We start from the raw sequence: 16,846 nt of genomic DNA, 5'->3' as shown, positions 1-16,846 counted from the left end.
GCCTGAGGCGCAGGAGGCGGGCGCTTTTGAGCCATTTGGCTCCGAAGCTGGGGAGCTTGCGCCGCAGCCGGAATATGCTTTCGGCCGCGCTCCGGCGCGTCCCTCAGAATAGCTTTGGCCCCTGGGAGCGGGAAGATGTGCAGGCCGCGCGCGAAAAACTCGAGACGTTGAAAACGGATAGGCCAACATCGCCGCCTTTGGACAGCGGGAGCGCCGAGTAAGGCAGCGCATTCTGCCCAGGCTGGCGCCAATCGGCCATGGGGGGCGCAACATGAACGCCGTAAGCGCGGCCGAATGAGCCCAGACCGACTTTGCCCGCACAGCGGTGCGTCGCTGGCGTCGCAACCGAAGCAGGGGTTGAGTAATGAGCCGTGCGCTTTCTAGCGGAGATTAGTCCGGCCGCAACAAATGGTGGCGGGCGAGATCCTCCAGGCTCCACAAGCCGAGGCCGGCGCGATTATCGACCGTATCGATCGCGATGACGGCGTCGGGATCGGAAAAACATATCGCGCCGGGCGTCCCTGCTTGCCGCAATCCCTCTAATAGGGCGTCATCCAGAAAGCGCTCCACCTCTGGCGTCGGCAGATCACAATCGGCTCCACGGCGGTGAAATCGCAAGTGAAAGGACCGTCCAGCCAATCGCGGCGCCCATTCGAGCGTCATTTCCTTGGCCTTGCGTCGGAATTCATCCGCAGACTCGAAGTCGAAATTGGCCATCGCCGGCGCGACTCTCGAAATAGCGTCATCGAGGGCGGGGATCTCCGTCGTTCGCCTCTCAAGAGACTCAAGCAGCGCCAAGGGATCGGCGACTCTCATAACCAGGACATTGTGGTAAGGGCTGCCGGTGGCGGCTCCAAATTCGCGTAAGGCGCGGAGCGCCCGTTTGTAGCCATCCTGATAGATGGTAATGATGACGTTCCAGTCCTTCATGAACCGCTTCCTTTAAGCGACAGCTCGGGAGAAGCTTGAAAGCTTCCAGACAAATGCCAGGGAACGATCGCGACGACGCGAGTGCGAGCGGGCCGCCTCAGGGGATGCGCGTCTTTCTCGGGGTGAAGGTAGCGCCCAACATCTCCGATCAACTAGCCTGTCTGGCGAAAGAGCTGCGGGAGGAGCGGGTCAAATTCGTGGCGCCTGGAGATATCCATCTTACGCTGGTTCCGCCGTGGAACGAGACGTCGATAGATGAAGCAATCGCGAAAATGCGCTCAATCGTCTCCAAATTCGGCGAATTCGCACTCGGGTTGAAGCATCTCAATTATGGCCCCGAGGCGAAACGGCCTCGCTTGTTGTGGGCGGAGTGCGCGGCGCCAGATGAACTCAATGCCTTGCGAGACGCGCTCCTTCATCTATTCGATCAAAGCGACGACCGGCCGTTTCGACCGCATGTGACGCTTGCCCGTCTTCGCGGAAATGGCGCGGCTATTGCCCGACGACACCCGATCGACCGGGCGCTGTCCTTCACCCAGCAGGTTAAATCCGTCGAGTTCTTCCGATCGCCGCCTGCCGGCGCGACGGGGTACCAAATTCTCGCGTCGGCGCCGCTCGCAGAGCGCGCTCCTCCTGCCTCGGGGGTCGAGGCCAGCCCCCCTGACGTGGAACAGTGAAAGAGGGCTTGCATAGCCGAGGCGAGGCTTTGACCGGGCGGTTTTTCTTGCGCAGGGCGACTTCAGCTTGTGCAATTGCGCTCGCCTGCGCGACAGCGCTTCTTTATGATTTTGATTGAGGCGCGCGTTCTCGAAATCGAGAGGCGGGTTATGCCGGCAAGGTGGGGAGGGCAATATTCATGGATTTGAGCGTAGTCTTTTGGGCGTTGGGCATTTTTGTCCTGCTGCAGCCGCTGTTGAGACAACGCATTCTCGAGAGCATGCGCCGGCGCAGGATCTCGCAAATCGAGCAGGCCCGCGGGTCACGCGTCATTTTGCTCGTTCATAGAGAGGAGCGGGTCAGCCTGTTGGGTCTTCCGATCATTCGCTACCTCGACATGAACGACTCAGAAGAAGTGATGCGCGCCATCCAACTGACCGATCCACACATGGCTCTCGATCTCGTTCTTCACACGCCGGGCGGCCTGTATCTGGCGGCGACGCAAATCGCGCGGGCGCTCATCGGCCACAAAGGAAAAGTGACAGTTTTCGTGCCGCATTACGCCATGTCCGGCGGAACGCTCATCGCGCTCGCGGCTGACGAGATTGTGATGTGCCCTCATTCCGTGCTCGGTCCGCTCGATCCTCAGGTGGAAGGCCTCCCCGCAGTTTCTCTGCTGCGTGTCATAGAGCAAAAGCCGATCGAAGAAATAGAGGACGACACGCTCGTTCTGGCCGACATCGCCAAGAAGGCGATTGCGCAACAGGAACAATCCGTGACGCGGCTGCTTCAGGACCGAATGGGGGTGGCGCCAGCAGAAGAGCTTGCCAAGAAATTGACGAGCGGCCGATGGACGCACGACTACGCCATTACGGCCGATGAAGCGCAGGAAATGGGATTGCCGGTCAAGACCGACATGCCCTCCGCGGTCCTGGATCTCCTAGCGCTGTATCCTCAGCCTATCCTCGAAATGCCCTGCGTCGAATACCTGCCGAACCCGCATTCTCGAAACGTCAAATAACGCGCAGCTAGCCGCGCCCGCCGCCCAGAGCGCTGGTCGATCGTCCGCGACGAGATGGAACAGCTCATAGATTGCCAAACCCGCCGGGATCAGACATCCGCCGACATTGACAGCGACGATCGCCTCGCGACGAAGGCGGCGGATTTCCGGCCAGAAACCGAAGAGGCCAAATACGGCGAGAGGATTTACGACAATCTACTCCTTCCGCTTAATGCGCGTGACCGGGATATTGATAAGGCCGCCAATAAAAACCGATATCACGACCCACATAGCAATTCGCGGCTCCAGATGAAGCTTAGCGAGCCCGACGATCATCACCTCGCTGAAAGCAAAGGGAAACAAAACGAGCAGCAGGAGCGAGAGCGCGAGGGACAGCCAGACGAATATATTCACGCGTGCTTCCCCTCGAATTGATCGCTGTGCCGGGGCTCGGCCTTGTCCCGCGTGTATCGCGCGGAATCACGGGGTGCATCAGTCTCGCATCGAGGCGCAGGCGCGGCCTCCTTGTCGCGACCATTCACTGAATCCATCCCAATTGGGAGGCTCAAGGCGTTCTGGATATTAGTCCGATCCTCTCGCCGTCGACAATGAAAGCTTCCGAGGCCTTGTTGCGAATGGAGTTCGAGGTTCTGTCGGGGGGAGCTATCCAAGCTTTCAGGCTGCTCTCAAAGGCGCCGAGCGGCCGAGTTGCTGTTAGTGGACCTTGACGGCCGGCGCTATGCGCCCAACGTTTCCTATTCGTCAGCAAAACGCGGAGATTGCTCGATGGATGCGAACGAAGGGGAAATCCTAGATGTGATGCAGAGAGCAATCGAGCGGGCTAATATTGATTATCCTGGAATCGAGGGCGGGCGCCCTCGCGATCCGATCCTTCGCCAAAAGGAGGAAAGTCGGCATCTTGCCCTGGCCGCGATGAATGGGCTTCACAGGGCCGGGTTCAAGATATTGAAGACTGGCGACCAGGCCGCCCTAGGGGGTGGCCGCCGCCTGCCGACGGCGGAGGAAAAAACGAAGATGGAAGAGCTAGAAATTCAGGATTACGCTCGACAATTATTTTACGCGCACGGAGCAAAGGCCATTGCGGAAGCCGCTCAAAAGGCTGCCTCTCTCGAAGAGAAAGGCGAAAGCGACCAGGCCATAACATGGCGGCGAGTCGAGGCGGCGTTGCACGAGATTCTCGGTCCGCCGCAAAGCTGAACTGCTGGCCTCGCCGGATTGGCGCGAATAGGAACAAAGCGCCGCCGATTTGGGCCCGACGCCCCTTGTCGAAAACAGCGGATAGGGAAAAGTTGGCAAAGCCGGCAAGGATCCGGGAAAAGCACAGATGACCATCCATAAGCGCGTTCTTGAATGGCAGGCTGCTCATCCGAACATCACCTGGCTCGGCTGGGGCATCGTCTGGGCAATCGTGCTGGCGATCCTATTTTGGCCGCGAAAGGTTGGTGGATAGCGCCGAGGCGACCTCGCGGTTTTAGACGAGGCTGTGGGCGTAAGCGATCACTGTCAAACCTCATGCCGATAAGGCGCAACATGCCTCTATGCGGTCAGTGAAGCGTTGACGCCCGTCGCTCGGCTGAGACTGGATCCACCCGGAAGAGCCGTCAGCTCGCGCCGTCGTCGCGCTTTAAAGTCTCCGGGACGAAATTGGCTTCGTGTTTTTTGTTTTCGTGATCGAACCAAACGACATGGAAGGAAGGAGGATGAGCTTGCGATTCGAAATACGCGACCGTCATTAGGGGGCCGCCCGATTTCAACCGAACAGTTTCTCCCGGCTTAAAGGTTTGATCTGGCATTTTCATTTTTCCTCCAAAGCTTCATTCCTCGAATATCGGGCCTTGACCATGCCCCTGCCGCGGGCTCTTAAGACGTTCAGCATCTACATGTGGGTCGCGCTAATTTCTTTGGCGGCCGCCTTTCTATCAAAGCACCTTTCGTTTTTCTCTGCGAGGTCGCCGACGGCCCAGGCGGCCAAAGCCGAATGCCCGCCAATTCAACGATGCGAGACGCGACGGCTCGATCCGTGGCGGTCGGTTTCTATGTCTTGCGTTAAACGCGTCACCCGCGCTCTGGCCGCCGGACTATCTACCGTTGCCATAGCCGTCGCAGCGCCTCGCCGCGGACGAATGAATAAATCATAAAATGCCGCGACGTCGATTTCACGCTCTCCCGCAACCGCTTCTGGGTCGTCAAAAATGCGCGGGCCGAATTCGTCCTCGACAACGACAGTCAAGCTCCACCCATCCGCCGCTTGAGCAGGAGCAATTTCCAGCGTGCCAACGGTGGCGATTTCGCTAAGATCTTCGCGCTCCTCGCCGCCCAGTCGCAACTCTTTCCTGCCCGGAAGCTCGCGCGCTTCGACTGCACGCCTTGCACGTATTTTGAATTCCGACGGCGAAAGGCGGCTTTCCGCGATGATCCAGTCGACGACCTGCTCTGGCTCTATTTCAATCGGGTAGGTTTCCATTCGAAGATCCTCTCTCAGGTTAATCTACCTGGACCTTCAGCTGTCCTCCGGGCGGCCGAAGGGTGATATCCGTCGAGGGCGCCTGACCTCCATTACATGTCGCGACCTAGCCGGGTGAACAAGGCGGAGCCAAGCCAAACCGCAACTGCGGCCCCAGCTCGAGCGCCTTCCCAGCGTGGCTTGGCCGCGGCAGCGACGGAGTGAGGCCATCAGGAAGTCGTCCGCGGAATCCAGATAACCTATTGAATTTCCAGTGTTAGGCGCCATCTGAGCTTTAAACGCGGTAGGGCGCGCCGCCGTCCCCATTTCCATTCGCTCATGATGTGGCGACACAAAACGGCCGACTCGATCCTTGCAACGCCGGGATCAAGGAATTTTCGAGTGGAATTCCCGGCGTGCTGATGCCGCGCGTCTCAGCGCCAACTGTGAGGACCGCTTCTTTGGCTTTGCCATCTGATTTCCAACTTCGCGACGAGGACGAGGGCGTCTGCCTCGGATCCCAGGATGCTCTCATTGACCAAATGATTTACGCGGCCGAGGAGGCGGAAGCGCCTCTCGACGAACTGAATCATGCCAAGACGCCCAAAGCGGCCAAGCTATCGGAGACCCCCCGGGAGGTCTGTTCGGCTAATCGTGAAACTCGGGAGGAGAGCGCGCCGCGTGGAAAGGAAGGTTTCTCTCGCGATCTTATGAACGTCTATTTTCGCGAAATGGGAAACCGTCCGCTGCTATCTCGCGAAGGCGAGATCTCCCTCGGTGAGCGGATCGAAGCGGGCCAGCAGGCAATTCTGCGCCGTCTCTGCGAGGCTCCACTCCTTATCCAGCAGATCCGCGATTGGGGCAATGAACTAAGGCAAGGCCGCAGACGCTTACGGGACCTCGTCGATCTTTCTCTCCTTGAAGAAACACTTTTTCGCGGGAACGATGATCGGCTCGCGCAAGTCGTTGACGACTGCCCCGCCGGAGGCGTCAACGACGTCGAAACGCATTGCTCGATTGGCACCGAGACTCCCTCTCTCGGTCTTGTCGACCGCGAGGCGCGGCTATCGCCGGCCGTTCTTGCGCGCATCGAGCGCATTTCCCTGCTCTCTGCTCAGATCGTTCAGCTCAGGCGAGCGCGCCTTGCTGCGCTTGGCGAGGATTTTAGCCAGGTAAGCGATGCGCAATCGGAGGACCTGCTTGCAAGATTGAGCCATGAGGTCGTGGAACTGCGTTTGCGTCCAGATCGCGTCTTGGACCTAATCGGAACATTCGAGGACGAGCTGCGCAATCTCCAGAGGATCGAAAGGGAGCTCCTGCAAGTAGCCGAACAGTGCGATAGCATTGATCATCAACAGCGTAACGCAGCGCGCGTGAGTCAGTTGCAAAGGTCGATCCAGGCGATCGCGGAACGTGTTGGCGTGCCAACCGCAACGCTCCGCAACATTGTTTCTGGAGTCCGGAAAGCTCAGCGAGACGTCCGCAACGCGCGCGAGCAGTTGGCGCGATCTAATCTCCGATTAGTCGTCTCGATTGCAAAGAAATATCGCCGCCGCTGCTCCTTGGATTTTCTCGATTTGATCCAGGAGGGGAATTTAGGGCTTCTGCGCGCTGTCGAGAAGTTTGACTACCGGCGCGGCGTCAAAGTCTCCACCTATGCGTCATGGTGGATCCGGCAGTCGATCGAGCGCGCCATCATGGATCAAGGCCACACAATCCGCGTCCCCGTGCACATGGTGGAAGTAGCCAACAAGCTCCGGCGGGAACAGCGCAAACTTTATCAGGAACGGGGACGCCTGCCCGAGGCCAAAGAAATCGCTACGAGAGCCAGGGTTTCGAGCCAGGATGTCGATTGGATGCTGTCCCTTGGACGGGAGCCGACATCTCTAGATCTTCCGGTCGGCGAGGACGGCGACGCTACCCTTGGCGACCTGATCGAGGCTCCAGACGCCATTAATCCCCACACGGCGGCAGAGGCCAATGCGCTCCGGACCCATATCGCCGAAGCGCTCGAAGGCTTGACTGCGCGCGAGCAGCGCATCCTGAAGATGCGTTTCGGCATCGGCGATATGCAGGAGCACACGCTTGAAGAGGTGGGCAAATTATTCGGAGTGACAAGGGAGAGAATTCGGCAGATTGAAAGTAAGGCGCTCGACAAGCTGCGTCAGCCATCCCGAGCGCACAAACTCCGTAGTTTTGCATAAGCTTTTCGCATAAAATTAAATGGCCGCCAGGCATCGTGTTGCAAGCGGATTTGCTGAAGTGCGGGGCGGCGCCGACTAGGACAGGCAGACAGGCAGAAAGCAGGCCTCTTCAAACGGAGCCGACGAAGCGACAGCGGTTGCCCACGCGTTCCATTGACGCTGACCTAGCAGAAGGCGTTTGGCTCCGTCGCCGAAGAGGCTCAAGGGACATTAAGCCGTTGACGAACTCGCTTCCGGCTGATTCCGTCTATCTGGGAGAGAGGGATAAAGCCGTGGCGGGATCAATTGACCGAATTGGATCGACATTTCCGGTCAATGAATTTGTCGCGGCGCGGCTACGTGAGGCGGCCGACCTCCTCGCGGCGCAACAGGACAATCCATTCCGGGCGGCAGCTTATCGGCGAGCGTCCGACGCCGTCGCGTCGCTCGATCACAGCGTGGACGAGCTTTTGAAACAAGGCGGAGTCGAGGCTCTTGATCGCATTCCTCACGTCGGGAAGGGAATAGCGGGGGCTGTCGCGCAAATGGTTGCCATGGGCAAATGGCCCTACCTTCAACGACTTCGCGGGTCATCCGAGCCCGAAGACGTCTTCTGCGCGATTCCGGGCGTTGGCCCAAAGTTAGCGAAGCGATTGCATGAAGAACTCAAGGTCGCCACGCTCGAGCAGTTAGAGGCGGCCTTGGCCGACCCGAAATCGCCGGCTCCCAAGGGCGTCGGCAAGAGGCGGGCGTCGATGATCCGTTCCGGACTGCGTCAGCTATTGGACCGCGTGCGCCCCCGTCGTAGCGCGACGCAGGTAGAGCCGAGCGTCGAAACTCTCCTCGACATCGATCGCGAGTATCGCGAAAAGGCCGCCCTTGACGTCCTACCTCGCATTGCTCCCAAACGATTTAATCCTGAGTCGAAAGCCTGGCTTCCCGTCTTCCAGACGAACCGGGGGCCGTGGCATTTTACCGCGCTTCATTCCAACACTTCGCGCGCTCATGAATTGGGGCGCGTATGGGACTGGGTTGTCATTTACTTCCATGACGATGATCACGGCGAAGGTCAGCGTACAATCGTAACCGAAACGCGAGGCCCTCTTCTCGATTGTCGTGTTGTGCGCGGCAGAGAGGCCGAATGCCTGACGCTTCGCGAAACGACGAAGGCGCCAGCTCGCTGAGCGATGATCAGGGAGGAGTCCATCTTCGCAATTGCAACGCAGCCGAGTGAAGCTTTGGCCGGAGGGAGCGCGGGAGGCGCTGGCTCGGACACGAGCGCCATAGACCTTAATACTCGGACGGGGGCCACCAATGGCGGGTCCCCGAAGTCGTCGTATCTCACGGCGCGACGGCAACCGCAAAGACTGCGCGCATGTGGCTTTGTTATAGCCGTAGGCCTTTCCTGCGCCCTGTCGCGTTACCCACCGAATCCGCCTCCCATGGGCCGGGAATAGGCGGCCGAGCCTACAAGCGTATCCCGCGCCCGCCGTCCCCCTACGGCTTCAGACTCGGCGAAGAAAGTCGCCATCTAGAAGCCGTCGATTTGCGCGTAGGGGGGTGATTTTGCGCGCACCTGCATCAGTTTAGAGGGCAAGAGGCCAAGACATGGATTGGCGCACGCGATCAAAGGAGCGCCGGCTTTGCCACGCTGAGCTGGAAGCCTGGAGCGTCGCTCCCCACTTATCAAGCGACCAAGGCTGCCAAATGCGGACAGTTATTCAGTTAATTCGACGCGACCATCATGAAATCGAGGCGCTGCTAGGCGTTCTTGAAGAAGAGTGTGTTCGATTTGGGCGAGCAGAACGACCAGATTATGAGCTGCTTCATGAAACGACTGATTGCCTGCGATCTCTGCTCGATCATTTTTGCTGGCCGCGAGAGGATCTCTTGATCGCTTTAGTTAAAAATCGGAAAGAATGGTGCGACAGAACGATTGCAAATGTTCTTGCGGAGCGTGCCGTCGCAGCTTCAAGTCTCCAAGCTCTTAGTGACCATCTTCGCGACATTCTCAACGAGCAACGGGTTTCGCGCCAGTCATTCTGTGAGGCTGCGTGCAAATTCCTTCAACATGAGAGGCGTCAGATTGAGGGCGTGGAACGAGAGTTCCTTCCTGTCGCGCTCTCGGTTCTGACGCCGTCAGATTGGGCCGATGTTCGAGCAAGACAAGAGGAGGAAGAAAACTCTCAAGTGGGGCGTGACTTAAAAAAGCGACTGCGAACTCAGAGGCATTGGGTTCTTCGAGAGGCTGCTGCGGACAAAAACGAACGAAGCCGGCGGCAGGAGTCGCCGATCCCGGAAGGTAAGCTTTGAGAGTGGCTTTACCCCAGACGAGCGCCTCCGCCGAGGCGCACTCTTCGGACAACCGTTACGTCCTTGGCCTTGGGAGCAAGAAGGTTACGCCTGCGCAAGCGGGCAGATCTTTGACGTCGAAGTCGAAGGCCTCTTTTACGGTCATCCGGGGGCCAACGAGCAGGCCTGACCCGAGCGCCTTCAGCCTGCCCGCTTGTATCAAGCGATAGAATGTGTCCGTACGGGCCTCCTGCAATCATCGCGACTTAGGAGTAACGCCACTCGATACTCCTTCGATTAGGCAAATAACATAAACCGACCTTCATTTCGGCGCCTAGGAATTGTCGCGCTTCACGCCGGTCCATGCGTCTATCCACACACGAACACGCTGAAAAACGCCGGGCGCCCCCAACACGACGTGTCCGGCGCCGGATACCGAGATGAAGGTCTTGGGTTCGTTGGCGAGATTGAACAGCCGTTGCGATAATTTTCTCGGAACTATCCAATCATCATCTCCGTGGATGACAAGTAGCGGCAGATGAACGTGACGAATCGCAAGATCAGCGCGGTATCGATCGAGCAGCAGCCACGGTGCGGGAAACATCCAATAATGGGTCGCGGCGACGTCCGCGACCGACGAGTAAGGCGAATCCAAAACAAGGGCGGCTGCGTCATGAACGCTCGCCACAGCTGTAGCCACGGCTGTCCCAAGCGATTCTCCCATCAGAACGATGCGATCGCTTGGATACCCTCGCTCGCGGATCTCCCGATATGCGGCCTCGTCATCGCGCATCAGACCGAATTCTGTTGGCGAACCGCTAGAGCCGCCATAGCCGCGATAAGAGACGGAGGTCATCGAACTCAATCGCGCCGCCCTACGTATGCTGCGATGTGAGGCGCGCCTCGAGATCGTACCAGGAGCCACGCATCTTTTCGAAGAATCCGGCGCCCTAGAGACGGTGGTCGGATTGGCGACCGACTGGTTCACGACTCATCTCGGAGAGGAAAGAAGGTAGGCGGAGACCTATCATTTTGCTTTCAGCCGCGCGCAACGCTCTGAGAGTTTTTTCCAATTTCTGGAGCAGCCCGTTCCACCGCGCTTCGGCTGAATCGCTCGGCTTGCGAATCGGCTGCAGGGATAGAAATTGTGCCGAGACATGCCGACTTGACATCTTCAATGAAAGGCCGCGCCTCCAAGGCCCTATAGGACATTCAGGATTCAAATGCATGCGCCCCTCCTCGATCAAGCTGTTCCTTTGCGGGGATGTGATGACTGGACGCGGCATCGACCAGATTTTGCCCTATCCGTGCAACCCTCGCATTTACGAAGAATGTATGGCCTCAGCGGAGGAATATGTTGGACTCGCCGAAGATGTGCACGGCGACATCCCGAGATCCGCGCCGTTTTCCTATATTTGGGGAACTGCGCTCCAAGAATTCGAGCGCGCCAAACCTGACCTGCGTATCATCAACCTCGAAACAAGCGTCACTCGAAACGAAAGCTATTTTCCCAAGGGGATAAATTACCGAATGAGCCCGGAAAATGCTGGCTGCCTGATTAGTGCCGGCGTGGACTGCTGCGCGCTCGCCAATAACCATGTCCTGGATTGGGGCCGCGCGGGTTTGTTCGACACACTCGAGACCCTCGAACGCGTGAAAATAAAACCGGCCGGGGCTGGCCATTGCCTGGCGGAGGCTTGGGCGCCCGCTGTTTTCGAAATTCCCGACAGAGGACGCGTCCTCATCTTTTCCTGCGCTTGCGTCTCGAGCGGAGCGCCTATGAGCTGGGCGGCAAAATCCGATGCGGCCGGCATTGCGCTATTGCCGAGTTTGTCCGAGCACAACGTCTCGCGGATTGTTGACGCAATTTCGCGCGCGGTCGAACCCGACGACGTCGTCGTGCTTTCCGTGCACTGTGGACCGAACTGGGGCTATGAGGTTTCAAATGACGATAGAAAGTTTGCTCGTCGATTGATTGACGCCGCGCCGATTTCCGTGTTGCATTGCCATTCGTCGCATCATCCAAAGGGAATCGAGGTCTATCGCGATCGCCTCATCCTTTATGGATGTGGTGACTTTCTCAACGATTACGAAGGAATTTCCGGCTACGAGGAATATAGGGGCGATTTGGCGCTGATGTATTTCGCCGAAGTTGAGGCGGGGACAGGCTTCCTTCTTGCGCTTGAGATGACGCCCCTGCAAATCAGACGATTCAGCCTATGCCCGCCATCCGCGACGGATGTCGCCTGGCTCCAACGCAAGCTCGACTACGAAAGCCGCAAGCTGGGCGCGCGGGTCTCTTCGACCTCCGGAGGGAGGCTCGCGCTTTCGTGGCGGCGCCAAACAGCCTGAGGCGCGTTCCTGGGGTTGCGACGACCCGTGCTGAACTCCTCACCGGCGCTCTTATTTCCGCCGTGCGGCAATCCCAGCTTGATTTTCCGCTCCTCGAACTACAGTTTACTCAACGGCCGCCAAGGAATGGCTTCGCTTTCAACAGCCCTCGCCACGCGCCTCATAAAGAGGCTGGAAGCAAGCTGATAATCTATGTCGGCCCGAATTTGATCGAGCATGGAGACATCCGCTTCATGACATGGAACCGTCAGAGAGCACGCGGTTGAAGCGATCCAGCCGGGGTGCGCCAGGCCTCGACGAGAGTTGGAGAGAGACCGATGACGCAGTCGCCACCCAGCGCCGAGGGGCAAAGAGGTTTAGCGAGGCGCGACGACATCTTACACATTCTTGGAGATCTCGACGATGGCGCCGTAATGGCGCTCTTGTCTCTCAAGCCAATGATCGTTGACTTGGAAGAGGCCTCAATATGGCTTTCAGGCGACCGCGACGTGTTTGGAGCCGGCCGTCCCTTGAAGGGAGTAGCCAGCCAAATCGTCACGCTTTTGACCGCCGATGAAGAGGAAGAGGCCTCGCGCTCGCGCTAACTATCTTCCAAGGGAGGACTTCCCATGCAAAGCGAAACGTTTCGTCGGTGGTTGGCCGAACGTGGATGCGCCTTCGAAGCCGGCAGCGACACCGTCCATAAGGGGGGTCACGCCTACGTGACGGTGCGTCTTGGCGATCGTCACGCCCTGCTTCCAGACGTCGGCACTCACAAGCCGCTTGACCCGAGGGTGTTACGGCAAATCGTCGACGATCTGGGGTTGAAGTGGGAGGAATTGCCTGGCCCTTCGTCTCGCGTGTGAGAAGGGAAGACGAGAGGAAAACATGTCATGCTGACCTTTGTCATGTTGACGCGCCTCAGCCCCGACGCCATCCGGTCGCCTCAGACGCTCGAGGAACTGGAGCGCAAGGCTATGGAGCGGGTGCGCAGGGAATGCCCGGATGTCGAGTGGGTCTGCAACTACGCGATTCTGGGGCCCTATGATTATTTGGATATTTTCCGGGCGAAAGACGTAGAGACAGCGGCCAAGGTGTCGACATTGATCCGCACTTTCGGTCATGCCCAGACCGAAATTTGGACGGCCACCGAATGGAGCCGGTTCAAGGGAATTGTCAGAGAGCTTTGACAACGACAGCTTTTCTGGGCAACCTGCCGAGTCGCCGGTTCGGCCGCCTTCCAACCGTTCAGCCTTCTGCGTTTTTCTTCAGCTTTCGCAATCCGCGGCAGAGAAGCGCCGCGATACGCTCACGCAGATAAGTCTGCTTCGTAGAGCGCTTTTGTGATATGGTCATGCAGGTCAGCGTCCTCGATCATTGCGTTGCTGGCTGCTTCATCCCCGATCCTGTAGGCCTCTGAGGCGCCTTGCCGTAGCTCCTTGGCGCCGAAATGCCCCTGACCGATCCGCATCAAGGCGTAAAGCTCACAACGCGCCGCGGCGGACAGGCTGGCGATTGCGTCGCGCAGGGCCGAAATTTGCGGAGCGTCTGGAGAAAGCGGTTCGAGCCCGAGCGCGGCTGTCGGGTTGTGCTCTCGCACGCCGCCGAGATCCTCTTCGGCGACATTGCCGAGCAATTCATCGCGTTGCTGGCGAGCAGCCTTTGCCAGGATCGCGATAAATTGGGCTTGGCGGACTTCGAGTTCCTCGAGTTTGATCATATCGGTCTCTCTCGCAGAGAGCGCAGCTGCCCAACGACAATACCGTCGCAAGCATGGCAGCTAAGGGGCTACGCTCGTTTTTTAGCTTGGTTCAGCCGGCCACATCGCACGCACTTCCGGCGGCAACATGTGTTGCACGTCCTCGATTTCGCCTTTTGAAATCCTTCGCGCCAGCAACCGAAAGACTTCCCTGACCAGCCCTTCCGTGTCGCTGTTCGGGTCTCGCGCGAACGCCGCTTCGATCCGATCAAGAAATGCGCTCTTCGTCCGGTCCGAAGGGATGACGTCTCGCATGCGCCAACCGTCATAGTAAAGCCCTCGGATGAGCATCGGAAGCTGGGCGCCTAATTGCACCGCCTCATGCGCCGACAGGCGGTCGCGCAATGCGTGCAATGTCGCGCGAAGAAGACGATAAGCTCTTTGCTTGTCGTCCCATTCCACCGCCTCCATCAACTCGTTGAGCCATAGATTCGACAGCTGCACCGTCTCATCGAAAGCAGCTAAACCGGTGGCGCTCATTCGATTCTCCGATGCATCGGCGGGCCAAGGCGCCGGCCGCGAAACGCGGCGAAGGTGGGGCGCGCGGATTATGACCCGAAGTCATATGGGTAGCATAATGGGCTGGACAATTCTCGCGGGGACCGCCTCACGGCCCATCGAGGATCTCGACTTGCGATTTCCGGCCGGTTCACGGGCAATCGGGATCGCGCTGCGCCAGACCGAACTGACTGACATCGCGTGTCATGAGCGTCCAGGTTCTGGAAAAATCCCTCACTGGGGTTAGTTATTCCGAGATATCCTAAGATTGGCGGGACTTCATGAGCCACCTTACCTGCAATTGGCGCGGGGCGTCAGGGAAAACATACAGATATTATATCCACCCCCGGCATCCTTCCATAAGAGAAGGGCAGCTTGGCAATTACATTTACGCAAAAATCGACTCGGAAGGAAACTGGGTCCCGATCTACTTCGGCCAGGGCGAGCTTTCGATCCGCGCGCACGAGGACCATCAACAAATAGGATGCATTAACAGCAAAGGCGCTACGTATATTCACCTTCACTTGAATGCAAAAGAAGGCGAACGCCTCGCGGAACAAGAGGATCTTCTCGCCAACCACGCTCAAGCTTACTCTCCCGGTGGGTGCAACGCCAGAACCAGGCCATGAGTCTTGTCGCCGACTGCGGATCCAAGATGGCGGGTCGCTTGCCCCAGGCTTTTCTTATTATGACCCAGGCAGGGGCGCCAAGAATTTACGCTTCTTTCTCTTGCCGGCATAGGACAGGCCATTTTTCCAGCGCATTACGGAACGCATATGGCGTTTTATCTCTTAAGGGCGTGTATTCCAGCGCAGCGCATGCCAATGTTATGAGCGGGCTTTCGTGGCAGAGGCCCCTGGGAATTTTAGACTTCGCGGACATGATTCATTCGCGCGATCGAAAGCGTCGCGCACGGCCAGCGCGCCCCGCGCCTTTGGGTGATCGTAATCGAAGCGCGCTCTGACGTCCTTTGTCATGAGAGGAGTTTCCCTAGCGAGCCTGTCGCGCCTGCGCGACAGCAGCCGCTCGGACCGCAATGCTGCGGCGCGCGACATTTCCTCCTCTTTACTCTCGGTCGACAGGGCGTCGTCGACCGCGTAAACCACCTGGGGTCGCGCCCTCGCCGCGAGACGCTTTAGTTCTTTCGCCAGATTGTCGGCGATTTTTCTCGTCCGCCGCGACAAGACGTCGTCGGCAATTTGCCGCATCTAGGTGCAGCTTTCGGTTCTTATTGATCCGGCACGGTGAAATCTGTAGGCGGCGTAACGCACCCGAGGGTCGTGAAAATAGGCTTTGACGCGATGGGGCGAAGCTTCGATCGTTTTCATGTGATCCTCGGCTGCTTTTCTGAGTTTGGGCTTGGTCCGCACCGCGACCTTGGCGCCGATGGCGTGCTTGAGGTCGGCATCGAGTCGTTCGTCGGGATTCAGCTCGGGCGCGTAGCTCGGGAGATAGAACACTTCGATCGCGTCGGTGCGCTCTGAGAGCCACGCCTTGACGATCTTCGAATGATGGACGCGCAGATTGTCGAGTATCAGAAACATTTTCGCGTCCGCATCCTTGATCAACGCCTCGAAAAATTCGATCAACCTCTCGGCGTTGAATGTATCATCGATGATCATCCACCTAGCGTTGCCCTGGTTCGTCACCGTGGAGATCATTGACAGGTTTCTGACGAGTTCCCGGGGCAAAGGCGATCGGCGTTTGGCCCTTGGGCGCATAACTTCGACCGCGAACGTCGGTGTTCACGAGAGCCGTCTCGTCACCCCAATGTATCTCGGCGCCTTCGGCTTTGGCGCGCTGTTCGATCGTCGGATATTCTTCGTTGAGCCACCGCTTGATCGCCTCCGGACGCTGCTCGTAGGCGCGCTTGATCGGCTTTTGCGGCGTGAAGCCCCAACGTTTGAGATAATTGCCGACCGCGCGCACGCACAGCTTCAAACCGAACTCACGCTCGATCAGCTCCATCACCGCTGCGCGCGTCCACAAAGCGAAATCCATCTTCAACTGCTCGGGACGCTTGTCGCAGATCATTTTGCGCAGCGCGGCCTGGTGCTCTGGCGTGAGTTTGCGGCCTTCGCCTTGCTTCCTGCCGCGGGTTTTCGGCTTCAATGCAGCCATGCCGCCTGCCTCGAACCGATCGATCGTCGAACGGACCGCCGGATAGGATAGCCCGGTCAACTCGACAATCCGCATCACTCCCTCGCCCTTTCGGAGGATGTCGGATCACCTGTTTGCGACGTTCTAACAGAGCCTCAGAGGATTGCTTGCGCGCGTCTTCCTTTTCCATTCCCGAGAAATAGCATCACAGCCGAACAGTACAAGATATTTTCGTGCCGGATCTATAGGGGCGAATGGGCCAGCGCCGATCAATCAAATCATGCCTTTGCCTACTTTGGCGCCACAGGAAAAGTAAGGTTTCGAACAGCATAACCTGTTTCGGTGGAACAATGCTACGAGCGACCACTCCGACTTACTCTTGATTTTGGAATGATAAGCGACAACTCCTCGAGAGTGATCCGGTGACGGTTTGGACGGATGGAGAGCGCTATTAATCAGATCATAAGTAGGTCTACATTCATGCAGCATGTCGCAGTGACGGTTTTTGGTAGAAGCCACGGATTTTCGCAGGGTTGTTTTGCAGGCGTCGCCTTCAGGCGCATTGTGATCGAGCTTCCGCGCATCGTTTGCCTTCATCAACAATTCAGAATCGCACGCGGGTCGTTCGGGCA

At 58.2% G+C, this 16,846-nt stretch carries 19 protein-coding genes and 1 pseudogene; 11 read left to right on the top strand and 9 right to left on the bottom strand.

The features are described 5' to 3' along the window. Positions 1-390: 390 nt before the first annotated feature. Entirely contained in the window at positions 391-930 is a 540-nt protein-coding gene (locus WOC76_RS22310) for a THUMP domain-containing protein (RefSeq protein ID WP_341103470.1), read from the bottom strand. Between the two features lie 53 nt (positions 931-983). Between WOC76_RS22310 and thpR the strand changes: the two genes are divergently transcribed. Both thpR and WOC76_RS22300 read left to right on the top strand, forming a co-directional pair. Next, complete coding sequence (thpR, locus tag WOC76_RS22305) at positions 984-1,607, top strand: RNA 2',3'-cyclic phosphodiesterase (protein ID WP_341431601.1); 624 nt, start codon at positions 984-986, stop codon at positions 1,605-1,607. Between the two features lie 179 nt (positions 1,608-1,786). Further along, the gene (locus tag WOC76_RS22300) at positions 1,787-2,608 is read left to right on the top strand and encodes an SDH family Clp fold serine proteinase (protein ID WP_341103466.1); all 822 of its coding nucleotides are present in this window, start codon (positions 1,787-1,789) and stop codon (positions 2,606-2,608) included. Here the strand turns inward: WOC76_RS22300 and WOC76_RS24455 are convergent. Continuing rightward, positions 2,528-2,728 carry a DUF1614 domain-containing protein gene (locus tag WOC76_RS24455; protein ID WP_445730592.1) on the bottom strand — a complete coding sequence of 67 codons (201 nt, stop codon included), beginning with the start codon at positions 2,726-2,728 and terminating at the stop codon, positions 2,528-2,530. The two genes, WOC76_RS22300 and WOC76_RS24455, sit on opposite strands and share 81 nt — an antisense overlap. Between WOC76_RS24455 and WOC76_RS22295 the strand changes: the two genes are divergently transcribed. The 3 genes from WOC76_RS22295 to WOC76_RS22285 all read left to right on the top strand — a co-directional run bounded on the left by WOC76_RS22295 (position 2,663) and on the right by WOC76_RS22285 (position 4,058). Beyond that, positions 2,663-3,022, top strand: a complete 360-nt coding sequence (locus WOC76_RS22295) for a hypothetical protein (RefSeq protein WP_341103464.1) — start codon at positions 2,663-2,665, stop codon at positions 3,020-3,022. The genes WOC76_RS24455 and WOC76_RS22295 overlap by 66 nt on opposite strands. 351 nt (positions 3,023-3,373) lie before the next feature. Next, positions 3,374-3,805 (top strand): hypothetical protein, encoded by a 432-nt coding sequence (locus WOC76_RS22290; protein ID WP_341103462.1) that lies wholly within the window; start codon positions 3,374-3,376, stop codon positions 3,803-3,805. A gap of 127 nt (positions 3,806-3,932) precedes the next feature. Beyond that, a complete protein-coding gene (locus tag WOC76_RS22285) occupies positions 3,933-4,058 on the top strand; it encodes a hypothetical protein (RefSeq protein ID WP_341103460.1) in 126 nt (41 codons plus the stop codon). 151 nt (positions 4,059-4,209) lie between these two features. On the opposite strand, the gene WOC76_RS22280 is transcribed toward WOC76_RS22285, so the two are convergent. Further along, positions 4,210-4,407, bottom strand: a complete 198-nt coding sequence (locus WOC76_RS22280; RefSeq protein WP_341103458.1) for a YodC family protein — start codon at positions 4,405-4,407, stop codon at positions 4,210-4,212. A 191-nt stretch (positions 4,408-4,598) separates the two neighbouring features. Then, positions 4,599-5,072 (bottom strand): hypothetical protein, encoded by a 474-nt coding sequence (locus WOC76_RS22275; protein ID WP_341103457.1) that lies wholly within the window; start codon positions 5,070-5,072, stop codon positions 4,599-4,601. 323 nt (positions 5,073-5,395) lie between these two features. Between WOC76_RS22275 and WOC76_RS22270 the strand changes: the two genes are divergently transcribed. The 3 genes from WOC76_RS22270 to WOC76_RS22260 all read left to right on the top strand — a co-directional run bounded on the left by WOC76_RS22270 (position 5,396) and on the right by WOC76_RS22260 (position 9,547). Further along, on the top strand, positions 5,396-7,255 hold the full coding sequence (locus WOC76_RS22270; protein WP_341103454.1) for a sigma-70 family RNA polymerase sigma factor: 1,860 nt from the start codon (positions 5,396-5,398) through the stop codon (positions 7,253-7,255). A 218-nt stretch (positions 7,256-7,473) separates the two neighbouring features. Further along, a complete protein-coding gene (locus tag WOC76_RS22265) occupies positions 7,474-8,418 on the top strand; it encodes a helix-hairpin-helix domain-containing protein (RefSeq protein WP_341431600.1) in 945 nt (314 codons plus the stop codon). A 424-nt stretch (positions 8,419-8,842) separates the two neighbouring features. Beyond that, positions 8,843-9,547: a hemerythrin domain-containing protein gene (locus WOC76_RS22260; protein ID WP_341103451.1), complete on the top strand. Its 705-nt coding sequence runs from the start codon at positions 8,843-8,845 to the stop codon at positions 9,545-9,547. A 313-nt stretch (positions 9,548-9,860) separates the two neighbouring features. On the opposite strand, the gene WOC76_RS22255 is transcribed toward WOC76_RS22260, so the two are convergent. Then, the gene (locus WOC76_RS22255; protein WP_341103616.1) at positions 9,861-10,382 is read right to left on the bottom strand and encodes an alpha/beta hydrolase; all 522 of its coding nucleotides are present in this window, start codon (positions 10,380-10,382) and stop codon (positions 9,861-9,863) included. Positions 10,383-10,558: 176 nt separating this feature from the next. Between WOC76_RS22255 and WOC76_RS22250 the strand changes: the two genes are divergently transcribed. The 3 genes from WOC76_RS22250 (at position 10,559) to WOC76_RS22240 (ending at position 13,047) form a co-directional block, all read left to right on the top strand. Beyond that, complete coding sequence (locus tag WOC76_RS22250; RefSeq protein WP_341431599.1) at positions 10,559-11,878, top strand: CapA family protein; 1,320 nt, start codon at positions 10,559-10,561, stop codon at positions 11,876-11,878. Positions 11,879-12,195: 317 nt separating this feature from the next. Then, positions 12,196-12,462, top strand: coding sequence for a hypothetical protein (locus WOC76_RS22245; RefSeq protein WP_341103448.1), 267 nt, complete (start codon positions 12,196-12,198; stop codon positions 12,460-12,462). 288 nt (positions 12,463-12,750) lie between these two features. Next, positions 12,751-13,047, top strand: a complete 297-nt coding sequence (locus WOC76_RS22240) for a GYD domain-containing protein (protein ID WP_341103447.1) — start codon at positions 12,751-12,753, stop codon at positions 13,045-13,047. Between the two features lie 119 nt (positions 13,048-13,166). Here WOC76_RS22240 and WOC76_RS22235 read toward each other — a convergent pair whose 3' ends face one another. From WOC76_RS22235 to WOC76_RS22220, 4 genes and pseudogenes are all read right to left on the bottom strand, one after another. Next, positions 13,167-13,577: a DUF3775 domain-containing protein gene (locus tag WOC76_RS22235; RefSeq protein ID WP_341103445.1), complete on the bottom strand. Its 411-nt coding sequence runs from the start codon at positions 13,575-13,577 to the stop codon at positions 13,167-13,169. An 81-nt stretch (positions 13,578-13,658) separates the two neighbouring features. Next, positions 13,659-14,096 carry a DUF2267 domain-containing protein gene (locus WOC76_RS22230; RefSeq protein ID WP_341103442.1) on the bottom strand — a complete coding sequence of 146 codons (438 nt, stop codon included), beginning with the start codon at positions 14,094-14,096 and terminating at the stop codon, positions 13,659-13,661. Between the two features lie 332 nt (positions 14,097-14,428). Then, positions 14,429-14,701 carry a hypothetical protein gene (locus tag WOC76_RS22225; protein WP_341103440.1) on the bottom strand — a complete coding sequence of 91 codons (273 nt, stop codon included), beginning with the start codon at positions 14,699-14,701 and terminating at the stop codon, positions 14,429-14,431. A 621-nt stretch (positions 14,702-15,322) separates the two neighbouring features. Continuing rightward, a pseudogene (locus WOC76_RS22220) lies at positions 15,323-16,404 on the bottom strand (IS630 family transposase). Positions 16,405-16,846: the final 442 nt, after the last annotated feature.

The sequence above is a fragment of the Methylocystis sp. IM3 genome (assembly GCF_038070105.1).
Taxonomy (GTDB): Bacteria; Pseudomonadota; Alphaproteobacteria; order Rhizobiales; family Beijerinckiaceae; genus Methylocystis.
This window is presented reverse-complemented; position numbering and strand designations above follow the sequence as displayed.

Coding starts and splice junctions, on each gene's coding strand:
- WOC76_RS22285 (WP_341103460.1), top strand. CDS start 3,933: ATGACCATCCATAAGCGCGTTCTTGAATGGCAGGCTGCTCATCCGAAC.
- WOC76_RS22300 (WP_341103466.1), top strand. CDS start 1,787: ATGGATTTGAGCGTAGTCTTTTGGGCGTTGGGCATTTTTGTCCTGCTG.
- WOC76_RS22245 (WP_341103448.1), top strand. CDS start 12,196: ATGACGCAGTCGCCACCCAGCGCCGAGGGGCAAAGAGGTTTAGCGAGG.
- WOC76_RS22290 (WP_341103462.1), top strand. CDS start 3,374: ATGGATGCGAACGAAGGGGAAATCCTAGATGTGATGCAGAGAGCAATC.
- WOC76_RS22275 (WP_341103457.1), bottom strand. CDS start 5,072: ATGGAAACCTACCCGATTGAAATAGAGCCAGAGCAGGTCGTCGACTGG.
- WOC76_RS22230 (WP_341103442.1), bottom strand. CDS start 14,096: ATGAGCGCCACCGGTTTAGCTGCTTTCGATGAGACGGTGCAGCTGTCG.
- thpR (WP_341431601.1), top strand. CDS start 984: ATGCCAGGGAACGATCGCGACGACGCGAGTGCGAGCGGGCCGCCTCAG.
- WOC76_RS22310 (WP_341103470.1), bottom strand. CDS start 930: ATGAAGGACTGGAACGTCATCATTACCATCTATCAGGATGGCTACAAA.
- WOC76_RS22240 (WP_341103447.1), top strand. CDS start 12,751: ATGCTGACCTTTGTCATGTTGACGCGCCTCAGCCCCGACGCCATCCGG.
- WOC76_RS22255 (WP_341103616.1), bottom strand. CDS start 10,382: ATGACCTCCGTCTCTTATCGCGGCTATGGCGGCTCTAGCGGTTCGCCA.
- WOC76_RS22260 (WP_341103451.1), top strand. CDS start 8,843: ATGGATTGGCGCACGCGATCAAAGGAGCGCCGGCTTTGCCACGCTGAG.
- WOC76_RS22235 (WP_341103445.1), bottom strand. CDS start 13,577: ATGATCAAACTCGAGGAACTCGAAGTCCGCCAAGCCCAATTTATCGCG.
- WOC76_RS22280 (WP_341103458.1), bottom strand. CDS start 4,407: ATGAAAATGCCAGATCAAACCTTTAAGCCGGGAGAAACTGTTCGGTTG.
- WOC76_RS22295 (WP_341103464.1), top strand. CDS start 2,663: ATGGAACAGCTCATAGATTGCCAAACCCGCCGGGATCAGACATCCGCC.